This is a genomic window from Paenibacillus sp. FSL M8-0334 (genome assembly GCF_038000405.1).
Taxonomy (GTDB): Bacteria; Bacillota; Bacilli; order Paenibacillales; family Paenibacillaceae; genus Paenibacillus_AQ; species Paenibacillus_AQ campinasensis.
In genome coordinates this window covers 1686015-1698379 of record NZ_JBBOCH010000001.1, presented here as the reverse complement: position 1 = coordinate 1698379, position 12365 = coordinate 1686015, and the positions used below count along the sequence as shown (strand labels likewise).

13 protein-coding genes are annotated in these 12365 nt (G+C 53.6%); 4 read left to right on the top strand and 9 right to left on the bottom strand.

The window, feature by feature from the left end; translation table 11 throughout:
* Positions 1-24 precede the first annotated feature (24 nt).
* From MKX64_RS07405 to MKX64_RS07370, 8 genes are all read right to left on the bottom strand, one after another.
* Positions 25-966, bottom strand: coding sequence for a helix-turn-helix transcriptional regulator (locus MKX64_RS07405; protein ID WP_095399063.1), 942 nt, complete (start codon positions 964-966; stop codon positions 25-27).
* Positions 967-1080: 114 nt separating this feature from the next.
* Positions 1081-1560: a DUF6530 family protein gene (locus MKX64_RS07400; RefSeq protein ID WP_095268067.1), complete on the bottom strand. Its 480-nt coding sequence runs from the start codon at positions 1558-1560 to the stop codon at positions 1081-1083.
* A gap of 224 nt (positions 1561-1784) precedes the next feature.
* The gene (locus MKX64_RS07395; protein WP_095268058.1) at positions 1785-3536 is read right to left on the bottom strand and encodes an alpha-glycosidase; all 1752 of its coding nucleotides are present in this window, start codon (positions 3534-3536) and stop codon (positions 1785-1787) included.
* A 189-nt stretch (positions 3537-3725) separates the two neighbouring features.
* A complete protein-coding gene (locus tag MKX64_RS07390; RefSeq protein WP_095268059.1) occupies positions 3726-4235 on the bottom strand; it encodes a cation:proton antiporter regulatory subunit in 510 nt (169 codons plus the stop codon).
* Between the two features lie 43 nt (positions 4236-4278).
* Positions 4279-5502, bottom strand: coding sequence for a cation:proton antiporter (locus MKX64_RS07385; RefSeq protein WP_095268060.1), 1224 nt, complete (start codon positions 5500-5502; stop codon positions 4279-4281).
* Between the two features lie 324 nt (positions 5503-5826).
* Positions 5827-6318 carry a CcdC family protein gene (locus MKX64_RS07380; RefSeq protein ID WP_095268061.1) on the bottom strand — a complete coding sequence of 164 codons (492 nt, stop codon included), beginning with the start codon at positions 6316-6318 and terminating at the stop codon, positions 5827-5829.
* Between the two features lie 101 nt (positions 6319-6419).
* Positions 6420-6995 (bottom strand): TetR/AcrR family transcriptional regulator, encoded by a 576-nt coding sequence (locus MKX64_RS07375; protein WP_095268062.1) that lies wholly within the window; start codon positions 6993-6995, stop codon positions 6420-6422.
* Positions 6992-7711 (bottom strand): MBL fold metallo-hydrolase, encoded by a 720-nt coding sequence (locus MKX64_RS07370; RefSeq protein WP_095268063.1) that lies wholly within the window; start codon positions 7709-7711, stop codon positions 6992-6994. The genes MKX64_RS07375 and MKX64_RS07370 overlap by 4 nt, the downstream gene beginning before the upstream one ends.
* A 352-nt stretch (positions 7712-8063) precedes the next feature.
* Between MKX64_RS07370 and MKX64_RS07365 the strand changes: the two genes are divergently transcribed.
* The 3 genes from MKX64_RS07365 (at position 8064) to MKX64_RS07355 (ending at position 10401) form a co-directional block, all read left to right on the top strand.
* Positions 8064-8255 (top strand): hypothetical protein, encoded by a 192-nt coding sequence (locus MKX64_RS07365; RefSeq protein ID WP_095268211.1) that lies wholly within the window; start codon positions 8064-8066, stop codon positions 8253-8255.
* Positions 8256-8504: 249 nt separating this feature from the next.
* On the top strand, positions 8505-9032 hold the full coding sequence (locus tag MKX64_RS07360; RefSeq protein ID WP_095265893.1) for a sigma-70 family RNA polymerase sigma factor: 528 nt from the start codon (positions 8505-8507) through the stop codon (positions 9030-9032).
* On the top strand, positions 9025-10401 hold the full coding sequence (locus tag MKX64_RS07355; protein WP_341035603.1) for a DUF4179 domain-containing protein: 1377 nt from the start codon (positions 9025-9027) through the stop codon (positions 10399-10401). The genes MKX64_RS07360 and MKX64_RS07355 overlap by 8 nt, the downstream gene beginning before the upstream one ends.
* Before the next feature lie 166 nt (positions 10402-10567).
* On the opposite strand, the gene MKX64_RS07350 is transcribed toward MKX64_RS07355, so the two are convergent.
* The gene (locus MKX64_RS07350) at positions 10568-10945 is read right to left on the bottom strand and encodes a cytochrome-c oxidase (RefSeq protein WP_095265895.1); all 378 of its coding nucleotides are present in this window, start codon (positions 10943-10945) and stop codon (positions 10568-10570) included.
* Between the two features lie 272 nt (positions 10946-11217).
* On the opposite strand from MKX64_RS07350, the gene MKX64_RS07345 reads away from it, so the two are divergent.
* Entirely contained in the window at positions 11218-12270 is a 1053-nt protein-coding gene (locus MKX64_RS07345; protein ID WP_095399067.1) for a lactonase family protein, read from the top strand.
* Positions 12271-12365: the final 95 nt, after the last annotated feature.

Genomic DNA, 12365 nt, shown 5'->3' with positions numbered 1-12365 from the left:
ATTCCCGATGATGGTTCCGTTATGCTAGCGACTGCTCCGGTCGCTATTTTTCTTGTAATAGGCCGGGGTCGTTCCGGTATATTTCTTGAAGATGCGGCAGAAGTAGGGCAGCTCGTTAAACCCGACTTTATAACATACCTCCGTTACGGTCAGCTCCGGCTCGGTCAGCAGCTTCATCGCCATGCGAATGCGATAGCTGGCTACGTATTGGCTGAAGGTGCGGCCGGTGATCTCCTTGAAGTGGCGGCAGAAGTTCGTGCGCGACATCATCGTCATGCTGCACAGCTCCTCCAGCCTTAGCGGCTGATCGTAATGCTGATGGATGAACTGAATCGCTCCAAGCATCTGCTCATGGTACTGGCCGCCCGCAGGTCTGGCGTGAGCGGAGGCGGCGTCATGTTCCCGGTTCACAATCATCATCAGCTTCAGCAGATTGGCCTTCAGCAGCATTTCGAAGCAGGGGCTACGCCTGCTGTACTCGCCGAGCATTTCATTCAACAGCTCCTGCGCGGCCAGATCACTGCTGCCGGACAGGGGGATTTTCGGCGGAATCTCATGCTCTGGAGCGACAAAAGCCTCGATAAAGGCTTGGTCAAACAGCCTGGATCCCTCTTCGGGGCTGGCAAGCTGCTCATTGATGAATCCGGGCGTGAACTCACACCCGATCACCTCAAGCTCCCGGCCGGGAAGCATTTCGACCCGGTGGATGCAGTAGGGAGGAACGACCACAATATCGCCCTGAACGACGCTGTATTTACGCCCGCCCATCGTGTGATCAAACTCGCCGCGGCGAACGTACCAGATTTGAAAATAGTCGTGCATATGATCCGACATGCTCCCGTAATCCTCGTTGATCCGGTACATTTTGCAGGGAAGGCCGCTCATCATTTCCAGCTCGGATGTGAAATATACGATCCCCCTGCGCGTGCACTCGGCGATGTCCTGCTTGATCCAGTGAAGGGTCATGACGTCATCCTCCTATAAGCGTTCACATGGTCTATTATTCATAGCATAACGGATTCAGGGCATGAATCAATAGAAGCATGAACAGTTTAGCCGCGGGGATGGTAACGCTAAGTGTTAATACCCCATCTCCTTCAACATCCGGGACAGTGTGCGCAATCTTTCGCCAATCAGTTCGCCATCCTCGCTCAGCGCCTGATTGAACAGCTTGATATCTTCATGGATATGCTCGTTATCGGTGGATACGGATACCGTCATGGCATCCCCTTGCAGCCCTACCCGGTCTATGACGGGATTGTCGGGATCATATAAATGATCATATCGGTAGGCCTCTTGAAAATGGAGCTTGGCTCTGCAAATCAAAATCGCAAGGTCAATCACCCGGTGGAGAGGAAGCTCCTCGGATTGCCTGGACCATTTGCCGCCCGTATGTCTCCATACTTTCGCGGAAATATCCACTTTTCCCCGGTCGTTCCACTGCGCAAGCCCCAGAGAGAGCCCCTTCGCATCTGAATCATAGGCGTATCGGCCATCGATGTTCTCATAGTTCTCGGACACGATGACAGGTTTATGCTTTAACGTTGTCGGTATTTTCAAGCGGATCACCTTCCAGTTCTCATGATTTCAATGACATGCAGCTCAATTGTTCACTAAATTTATAATTTACTAATTTACTAAATAACTGAACTCATGAGCATTATAACGTTCATACCGGGTCAAGTCAATGTCATCATGTCAAGGGAAGGAGGGGGAGCGACAAAAAGAGGCGCCCGCTGCTCGGCTGCGTGTATCGCAGTGAACGGAGGGCGCCCTCATGATGATCAATCGGATGAGGCCTTCAGCACGGCAAAGCCGTAAGCCGGGAGCTTCACGGTCAACTGTCCGTGAGCAGCGGTCAGGACATCGTCGTTCCACAGATGGGTCCACTGTGCATGCCGGACAGGCAGCGTAAGCGTGTGGCCCGCCTTGTCGTTGTTCATGACGACCAAGATCGTATCTTGGTCGTCCTCACGCAGGTAAGCAATCTGCCGGCTGTTCTTCTCGGCCGTGAGGAACTTGAAGGTGCCGGTGCGCAGAGCAGCATGAGCTTGGCGGAGCCGGATGACCGTCTGGTAGAACGCGAACAGATCCTTGTCATGCTTCGTCTCGTCCCATTCCATACATTTGCGGCATCCCGGGTCATGCCCGCCATCAAGGCCGACCTCGTCCCCATAATAGATGCACGGGGTGCCGAAGTAGGTGAACTGGAACAGCACCGCCAGCTTCATCTTCCGCTTGTCGCCATCCGCTTGGGTCAGCAATCTGGCGGTGTCATGGCTGTCCAGCAGGTTGAACATGACTTCGCTGGCCTGGCGCGGATACCCGGCAAGCTGCTTGCCGAGCATGAAGGAGAACTTCTCGGCATCGGCGATTTGATGAATGAAGAAATCAAGGACGGCGTTGGTGAACGGATAGTTCATCACCGCATCGAACTGGTCGCCCTCGAGCCAGATGGACGATTCATGCCATACCTCGCCCAGAATATAGGCATCGGGGTTCGCTTGCTTCACCACCCGGCGAAACTCGCGCCAGAACTGGTGGCTCACCTCATTGGCAACATCGAGCCGCCAGCCGTCGATCCCCGTTTCGCGAATCCAGTATTCCGCGGCCTTCAGCAAGTATTCCTTCACTTCCGGATGCTCGGTATTGAGCTTGGGCATCAGCGGTTCAAAGGCAAAGGTATCATACGTCGGAATGCCGTCCACCACCTCAAGCGGCAGGGAGCGGATATGGAACCAGTCCTTGTATTTGGACTTCTCCCCGTTCTTGAGGACATCAACGAAGGGAGGGAAGGTTCGGCCGGAATGGTTGAACACGGCGTCCAGCAGGACGCGAATTCCGCGCTCATGGCACAGATCTACGAGCTTCTTCAGCGTATCCTTGTCCCCGAACTGCGGGTCAATCTGAAAATAATCCTCCGTATCGTACTTATGGTTGGTGGTTGCCTTAAAGAGCGGGGTGAAGTATACGGCGTTCACGCCCAGCTTGCTCAGATGATCGAGGTGGTCGATGACGCCTTGCAGATCACCGCCAAAGAAGCAGCTTGGCGTCGGATCGGCACTCCCCCATGGCAGCGTGCCTTCGGGATCATTGCGGGTATCCCCGTTGGCAAACCGTTCAGGGAAAATTTGATAGAAGATGGCATCCTTCACCCATGCCGGCGGCTGGAACACATCGACAGGGTTGATGAACGGGTACTCGAACAGTCGGTCGGGATTGGCCGGCGGCTCGGTCAGAAAATCATACTCGGTCATCCAGCGCTTCTCATGACCCTGCTGCAGCAGAAACCCGTATTTCACTCTTCGGTACGGCGGGGTCACCTCGCATTCCCAGTAGTCGAACAGCTCGTCTGTCGCCAGCTTGGTCATCGGGACATACTCCATCGTGTGGTCCCACATGTACTTGTCACCGGCGAGAGCATAGACGGCGGTCATGTCGTCTTTCTTGGTGCGGATCCGAAGATGAACGGTGGTGCCGTTGTACGCATAGGACCAGTTTTTGCGCGGACGGTGATACACAGCTTCCAGAAACATAAGATCAATCCTCCTTAATGCCGCTGCGGGCAAATAAAAAAGGCACAACCCGGTTTGAAATCGCCGAGGTTGTACCTTCAACAAGATAACATTGCCTTTAAATTATGGATTGGAAAATCTGTTCACTAAAAATATAACAGACTCGCGGCCCTTCCACAAGCGTGCCCGAAGGATATTTAAATCGAATATCTAGTCCTCGGTCGCTTTAGACGGTTTGCCGATCAGAAGCTCTTTGAAATTCCGGATCTGCTGCCGTTCCCCGGCCAGTACAATGGTTGCGCCAGCAGCAAAGATGTGCTCGGGTCCCGGATTAATGACACGGTTCTGCCGCCCAACGATCGCAAGGACGCTGGCTCCCGTCCGCTTGCGAATCTCCAGTTCGGCAATCGACTTGCCAGCACCGTCATAATGGGCCTCCACGCGGATCCATTCGATGATCAAATCTTCCACCGACACCTCGATGGATTCCAGCGCTTGAGGCTTGTAGACCATGCCGCCGACAATCGCGGCAATTTGTCTGGCTTCATCATCATCCAATGAGATTTGCGATATCGTTTCTTCAGGATCATCGTCGTTAAAATGGTACATCTCTCTTCGGCCATCATTGTGGATGATCACAACGAGCCTGTCTCCCGATCGGGTCTGAATAAGAAATTTTTTACCGATACCCGGTAATTCGGACTCGCGAATAAAACTCATATAAGTTCCTCCTCTCATACAATGAACATCAGCTTGCGAGTGGCTATTCTGATTGCCGCCTCTTAACCTTCTCTTCAGGAGAGCTCCAGCGGAAGATCCGGTTAATGCCGCGGTAAATATGCTTCGACTCCTTGGTCAACAGTGGCCCAAGTATGGCCAATATCAATACGTAAAGCGCCGAGAATGGCTTGATCATGGCCGATAGGCCGCCGGCGACGCCAAGATTGGCCACGATGATGGTGAACTCTCCGCGCGCCATGATCGTCAGTCCAATGTTAAGGGATGATTTATGCGATAGTCCGGCCCTGCGACCAGCGATCATACCTGCAACCAAATTGCCGATAATCGTAAGTACCACAGCGCCGATCGCCAGCCAGAAGGCATCGCCAAGCGTGGTCGGATCAATGCTCAGCCCGAAGCTGAAGAAGAAGACAGCGCCGAAGAAATCGCGGAATGGCACGACCAGCTGCTCGATGCGTTCGCCATGCTCCGTTTCGGAGAGCGCCAGGCCAAAGAGAAGCGCGCCGATTGCCTCGGCCACGTGCAATTTCTCCGAGAAGCCAGCAATAAAAAACATGACGGAGAATACAACGATGATGAAGATCTCGTTAGACGTAATTCGCAGCCATTTGTTCAATAGCGGCGGGCCCTTGCGGGCAATGACAAAGAACAGCAGCATGTAGCCGATGGAAATGCATACCGACAGCAGCGTGGCCCCGATGGAGGTAGCGCCACCGAGCAGCAAGCCGGACATGATTGATAGAAACACGGCAAGAAAAATATCGTCGAACAAAATCATGCCCAGAATCAGCTCGGTTTCGGAGTTCCCGGTTCGTCGTAAATCGACGAGCACTTTGGCGACAATTGCGCTGGAAGAGACGGAGAGCATACCGGCAATAATGAGCGTTTCGTAAAGCGGCATTTGGACGATAAAGCCGTAAGCCAGCCCCAGCGCAAAGTTTAGCGTCACGTATACCGTCCCGCCTACAACGATATTTCGCCCGGATTTGATTAATTTCTGCACGGAAAACTCCAGCCCCAGATAGAAGAGCAGAAATAAGATACCGATTTGCCCTAGAAAATCAATGATGCCTTGACTGTCAATAAACTTGAAGTCAAAGATACCGATCGTTGGCGCGTGGGGCCCAACCAACATACCAAGCACAATCAAAAAAGGGATGATGGAAAACTTAAGCTTTCCGGCAATTACGGAGGCGATGGCAACCAAAATTAAGGCGGTGCCAACCTCGAACATTATGTCGTGCATTGAAGACCTCCTTCATCTGCTTTTTTTGCAATCACTTCTATCGTATCGTAGTATGCGTAATATTACAAATATTCTGTAAATTAATGCAAATTAAATAACTGGACGAGCGTTTGGTTGCACAAAAAAAAGAGTGAAAGCATCAGCACACACGTGAAGCTGGCGGATATCCTTCGGATGGAGATAAGGAACCGGACAGCTTAAGCTTTCGCCGTATGAATACGGCTTCCAGGTTGTGTGCTTGCTATTCACTCTTTCATGAAGATTGGAGCTTGGGGGATTGTCCGAAGCCGGGAGATCCTGTCGAAACAGGACCAGCATCGGGATTCAGGCCACCACTTCCGGACCTGTAATCTTCTGATACTGACGATACATCGAGATCCGCCAATGGACGATCATGCCGTAGGCGAGGAGGAAGAACAACGCAGCGGTCTGCGGAATGGAAATATGCTGTTCGATGTAGCCGTGCAGGAGCAGCCGGACGGCAAGAATGCCGATCAGAATATACACGAAGCTGCGGGAACGCTGCACGAATACCTGCCCCTCCACTTTCTCAAACTTGGTGCTGCGGATGAGCGGGTACGAGAATATAAACCATCCCACGCAAAAGGCGACCGCCCCCCACCACAGCGGAATATGAACCTGCGGCTCCACAAACATGATAAAACCGGTGCTCATCGCGATGGGAGGAATGATGATCTTCCTGACCGTGACCGGACGGTGACTGGCCTTCATGCGAATGATGATGACCGTTACCGCCATCACCAGCATGGCAATCGTAGAGCCTATTTGAAGAATTGGGGAATTCAGATCTACCACAATTCAGGACCTCTTTCTATAAAAAATAGCACATATTAAGTATTGTCCTTCGATTATAGCATAATCCGCGCTCTGGCAAAATCAGACGAAGCTGCGGCGATTCAGACTTCGCCGGCTTTCAGGTTCATCCCCTGGATGAACACATCAATCATAAAGGCCAGGCTATCGTCCCGATTAAGATTCATGGCGAATTGGCCGGAACGCTCCAGCGAACAGAAGCCGTGACAGAAGCTGCGAATGCACCGCACGGTATGGAGCGCATCGTCGGTGGTGAGCTTGTAGGGTGTCAAAATTTGCAGCAGCAGCTCCACCACGCTGTCTCCGGCCTGGATCACCTCGGTCTGCTCGGGGGCGATGGGCTGCAGGGCCGCCTCATACAGTCCGGGGTGTGTTCGGGCAAATTCAACATACGCCAGACAGGCCTGGCGCAACGCATCCTCGCCGGACTTCCCGACAACCGCCTTCATCAGCCCTTGAAGGAGGGTGCGAAGGCCATGAAGGGTAAGGGCCGCGTGCAGGCCGGGAAGACCGTTAATATGATTGTACAGGGAAGGGGAGCGCACCCCGAGCTCGGCTGCCAGCGATGCCAGCGTGACGGCATGGAATCCGTCCCGGTCGGCAAGCCTGGCGGCAGCTTGAACGACAGCCGTCTGGTCTAATCCGGGTCTTGGGCTCATGGCGTCTCCCTCCCCAGTCGGGCTTCCGCCGCGGCAATCGCCTCTTGCATGCGGGTCCGAGGCGACGCCAGCATCGGCCCGTGCCCGACGGCGAGCAGGGCTGGCTCCAGCTCTGTGAGCGCCTTGGCGCTTTCGATTGCGGCGGGCTTGTTCCAGGTGGCCCATGCCGGGAAAGGAAACCAGGGGTTGACCTTGCCGGATACCGCCAATCCGCCGCGGGTCTGGAGCGCATCCCCGGCGATCAGAATGCCGCTGCGCTGATCAAGAAACGCCATATGCCCCGGCGTGTGCCCCGGTGTGGCGATGGCTTTCAGCGAGCCGATGAAATCTCCGTGCCGGAGCAGAATGTCCGGCGTAGTATGGATGGTCTTCGGGACGCTGCCGCGAATGGGCGTTTGCGGTTCTCCGGACTCCAGGCTCACGTCGCCCCGCAGAAGCTTCGCGTCCCGCTTCGATATATATACCTTTGCCTCAGGCAATGCCTGCTTCAGTCCGTCCAACCCGCCGACATGATCGCCATGGGCGTGAGTCAGCACGATGCGGCGGATCGGTTTGCCTGCGGATGAGGCCGCGGCAAGGGTGCCCTTGATAGAGAAGGGCATGCCGGTATCGATGAGGGTAAGACCATCCTCTTCCTCCACCAAATACACATTGACCGGAAACAATCGAGGCATGAATGAAAGCTGGGTTACTTGATCCACTGTGGTTGCAAGCATAAGGCTTCTCCTTCCTGTCTTTCGGAATTTACAACATGAGCGCCAGCAAGTGTGGCAATCGCAGCGTCATTAGTTAATAAACTAACCATATTAGTATATTAACTAATATTATTAGTTTGTGCAAGCCCAAGTTCAGGATAGGCGTTATCCCAGTGCTGAGAGGCGAGCGGCGGCGACACGCAGATCGCGGTCAGGGCAATCGGACATGAATCTCAGAAATGCGGAGGATGAATAAAAAATTAATATTTTTTCCATAATTTGAGTGCAAATTACTGCATTATCGGTTAACATAGTAACCATACGGAAAAATGGGTAAATATCCATATTTATACTGTGAGAAAGGGCGAGTCCAATGCAGTTGTACAGACGCATCGCAATGCTGCTGGTGATGTATGCAGCGTCGGGCTTTTTGCTTTTTGTGGCCAGCGACCATGCTCCCTATCTGCTTCCTGTCATTTGGATATCGGCATTGCTGCTCCTTCTGTGCGGTATTGCTTATATAGGTCATCATTACTTTTATCGTGCTCGCAAGAAGAGAGGCTGATGCCTGATTGGATGTGGCAAGCCCGCTGCTTCGAACCGGTGCTGTGCGAAGCAACCGTAAGTTGATCGTCATGCGTCACGCTCACCCCGCTGGGGTGGGCGTTTTTTTTATTGGCTCGAGGCAAGCGGCTGATGATATCGGACCTTGAGCCGAAAAAATAAAAAAAACGATTGGTGGCTCTCCCCCGTCTTTAATGGTAGTGTTGCGTTATCTTCTAGGCAGAAATGAATGAGGGGAAGGAAAGCTGGAATGGAGGAAATCGAGCTGGCTCATGCGGCGTGCAAAGGGGACGAGGAGGCATTCTATGCCCTGGTATCGCTTCACAGGCGGCGCTTGTATACCATAGCCTGGAGCTATTTGCACAATGAAAGCGATGCGCTGGACGTGCTGCAGGAGACGGTCTGCCGGGCGTGGATGAAGCGCGGAAAGCTTAAAGCGCCGGAGGCGTTCGTACCGTGGCTGATTCGTATTCTGATCAACTGCTGTGTCGATGAGCAGAAGCGAAGGAAACGAATGATTCCGGTTGAGGACATCAGCCGCAGGGAAGGGGCGGCAGAAATGGTAAGCGACAGCAAGCTGGATCTGGAGCAGGCCCTCCGCCGGATGAAGCCGAAATATCGCCATGTCCTGATTCTTAAATATTATGAGGATATGACGGTGCCTGAAATTTCTAAAATATTGGACTGCCCGGAAGGGACAGTCAAAACAAGACTGCATCAGGGGCTCAAGCTGCTGAGGCAAAAAATCGAATCGAAAGGGGTGCTGTTCGATGTTTGAGCGCGAGGAACGATGGCTGAGGGAGATGGGCAGGGATGCAGCTGACAAAGCGCAAGCAGAGACCACCCCGGATGACGCCTTGGATACGGCCATCCGAAGCGGTATTCGCCAAGGCCGTCAGCGCACGAAACGACGCCGTCAAGGTCTTTTTGCCCTGGCAGGCGCCTGCGCATTGGTCCTGCTCATGATGGGATGGAGCTGGGAGAGCCTGGTCCCGCAGCGTGCGCAGTCTATCCAAGGGCCGTACCCGCCGCTTACAGGGTTTGATTTTGGCGAGGATGTTACGCTGAACGCTGCGAACGCACATGGGCTGATTCAGCCGGTCCATCAGTCCGTATCCGAGGGTGATTATACGGCTAATATCAACGGCGTGTTAGTCGGCTCTCAGCAATTGGTCATATTTTATACGCTGGAGAACCACTCGGGTCAGCCTATGAAGCTTCTGCGGACGGATATTGAGCGCACGGGATCGGACATCCCGCTGGAGTCTTTTTCCGTAATGTCCCTCTACGCGGAGCCAGATCAGAGCGTGCACCGCTCATGGCTGGATATCCGTCTGGAGAATGCAAGCCAGCTGGCGGATGAAATTACCGTTTCCTTCGCCGTGGCCCCATATTCAACGAACATTGCCCATGCCACGGAAGCCGAGAATGAAATACGCCTTGACGTCGATATTTCCTTGGATCTGGGCATTTCAAGTCAATTTACGACCGTCACCCCGCTAAACCAGATGCTGGAGATAGAGGGGCAACGATATGATGTGGAGCAAGCGATATTATCCCCTGCGGGCATTGTGGTGAAAGCCAATGTGCCTAACAGCAATACGATGAAGGTAACCGGATTGGTGGAGCCTTATGTAGAATCGGTTATAGACGGAGAGGTGGTACGGCTTGCCAGTCGGGGAGCCTTTTTACCAGGGGAAGACGGCCAAATGACATACTTTTTTGACAGCAACATACTGGATCAGCCGGAATCCCTTACTTTGAAAGCAGGGGGACTGCTGGCTGTGGATCCCTCGACCATGCAAGTTGTTGTGGATACGGAGAAGGGAGAGGTCATTCATTCGCCCGACGGTGGCATGCAGTTTGGCAGCTACGAGGATCATGTGCTGGTGCTGGAGTATCGTGAGGAGGACGAGAGACTTTTCGGCAGCGTGTCCTTCGAGCCTGAGTTTGTAGATGGAGAGGGGCGGCGGCATACGCCAAGGGAAGAGGCCGGGTCCCGGACAACCTCCTCCATGGACGCGGGGGCCAAGATCATCCGCCAATACATCTACCTGAAGCCGCAGGCTTATCCGCAGCCGCTGACATTTGAGCTGAGCAGCTATCCCGGAGCGATTGTGAAGGCTATTGAAATTCCCCTGCAATAAGAAGGAATCGGGACAAAGTCGCTCCCTGTTATGATCATTGCGGGGAGCTATCGGCGGCAAACGGTCAGTCCGCAGCCTCGGCCCATTACCCGCGTACATGGGACCTGACGTTCTTGTTCAATCCAGGATGATGAGGTCAGGCCCCGTTTCATGCCGGTTCGGTGAATTACTTATCGTGCCGCGTCCCGATATTGGTGAACACGGTGTACAGGAACGACAGCACACCCAATGTGACCAGAATGCCGCCGGCGGCGATGACCGGCTCCACGGCTTCATAGCCGTGTACGAGCAGGAACAATCCTGTCATCATCAGCGGCAGACCGATATTGTGCAGCCAAAAGTGGACCTTGCCAAAGATCGACTCGCCCGCAGCCGGAAACAGATGGTAGATGACGCCCGCAAGCCCGAGCGACGCCCAGCCGAGCAGATTCACATGCGCGTGAATAGAAGAGTAATTGTAAGTATGGTTGATGGACATGTACATCCCGAGCAGAATGCCGATGAAAAAATATACCGCTGCAATTTTGATCAATTGAATGCCCAATCGAAAGCCTCCTTCCTAGGGGTGCTACTATGATGTATGTGGTACAAGCGGAAAGTAGACCTGGCAAGGGAACAAGCTTTCACCATTCGATGGCGACCCCTGTGATTCTCGTCGAATCCGATGTAGAATAGAGAAAAACTTCCAATCGGAGTCTGCGATAGGATGGGGCTCCGATGCAAGGCCTATGTTTAATGAAGGGAGCGGACCGGGTAAAAGATACCTGAGGGCGCATGAAGTTAAGTTAAGATTCACAATAAAAGGAGCGGGTGGATATGCGGGACGAAGTTATTTTCTACATAGGAACCTACGGTTCCAGGGACGAAAACGGAATACATTGGGGAGCGATGGACCGAAACACCGGCGAACTTCGGCTGCTGGGCGGCACGGCAGACATTGAAAACGCCACATTTCTTGATTTCAATGAGGCGTCCTCCGTGTTGTATGCCATCAGCGAGATCGGTGTCAGCGAAGCGGTGGCTTACTCTGTAAATCCGGAGACCGGTGAACTGACTGAGCTGAACCGCACTCCGGCAGGTGTGTCGGGGGCCTGTCATGTCTCGCGTTCGAGGGATGGCAAGCGGATGTTCGTGACGGGATATACCGACGGGCATATTGCAGCGCTATCAATCGAGGATGACGGCAGGGTCGGAGAGGTGGTCTCGAAAGTTCGCCATGTCGGGCGCAGCCTTCGGGATGACCGCCAGTCCGAGGCGCATCCGCATTCGTCGCACGAGACGCCGGACCGCCAGTATGTGCTCGTCAGCGACCTCGGGATGGATGAAATCAATCTGTACCGGCTCGAGGAAGGCAAGCTGGTTACGCATAAGAAGATCAGTCTGCCGCCTGGATCAGGTCCGCGGCATACAGCCTTTCATCCGTCGGGACAATGGATGTACGGCACGAATGAGTTGAACAGCACGGTCGCCGCTTATGCGTATGACAGCACGTTCGGAGATTTGAAACTGCTTCAGCATAGCGCGACGCTTCCGGCGGATGCGTCCGTGGATGACAATACGTCCTCCCATATTGTGGTATCCCCATGCGGACGCTATGTGTATGCTTCAAACCGGGGGCATGACAGCATCGTTCAGTATGTCATCGATGAAGCGAGCGGTCAGCTGCGCCCGGTGAACTGGGTATCTTCCGGCGGCAAAACACCGCGTCACTTTCAAATCCTGCCGGGCGGCTTTCTGCTCTCGGCCAATCAGGACAGCGATGTGATTGCCAGCTACCGCATAGACCCGGATACAGGCAATCTGGTTGCCACCGGCTTCACGCTGGAGGTGAAGCGTCCGGTCTGCATCTGTCCTATTGAAAAGGCCTAAGCAAGAGAAATCCACACCTTATCCACATATTAAAAAAAAGCATCTGCGGCTTTAAGCTGCGGATGCTTTTTGCTCTATTCATTAACCGTTCGGGC

Excerpts from the sequence above, each read along its gene's own strand:
- MKX64_RS07390 (WP_095268059.1), bottom strand. The coding sequence starts at position 4,235 with ATGAGTTTTATTCGCGAGTCCGAATTACCGGGTATCGGTAAAAAATTT.
- MKX64_RS07365 (WP_095268211.1), top strand. The coding sequence starts at position 8,064 with ATGCAGTTGTACAGACGCATCGCAATGCTGCTGGTGATGTATGCAGCG.
- MKX64_RS07405 (WP_095399063.1), bottom strand. The coding sequence starts at position 966 with ATGACCCTTCACTGGATCAAGCAGGACATCGCCGAGTGCACGCGCAGG.
- MKX64_RS07345 (WP_095399067.1), top strand. The coding sequence starts at position 11,218 with ATGCGGGACGAAGTTATTTTCTACATAGGAACCTACGGTTCCAGGGAC.
- MKX64_RS07385 (WP_095268060.1), bottom strand. The coding sequence starts at position 5,502 with ATGCACGACATAATGTTCGAGGTTGGCACCGCCTTAATTTTGGTTGCC.
- MKX64_RS07370 (WP_095268063.1), bottom strand. The coding sequence starts at position 7,711 with ATGCTTGCAACCACAGTGGATCAAGTAACCCAGCTTTCATTCATGCCT.
- MKX64_RS07395 (WP_095268058.1), bottom strand. The coding sequence starts at position 3,536 with ATGTTTCTGGAAGCTGTGTATCACCGTCCGCGCAAAAACTGGTCCTAT.
- MKX64_RS07360 (WP_095265893.1), top strand. The coding sequence starts at position 8,505 with ATGGAGGAAATCGAGCTGGCTCATGCGGCGTGCAAAGGGGACGAGGAG.
- MKX64_RS07375 (WP_095268062.1), bottom strand. The coding sequence starts at position 6,995 with ATGAGCCCAAGACCCGGATTAGACCAGACGGCTGTCGTTCAAGCTGCC.
- MKX64_RS07355 (WP_341035603.1), top strand. The coding sequence starts at position 9,025 with ATGTTTGAGCGCGAGGAACGATGGCTGAGGGAGATGGGCAGGGATGCA.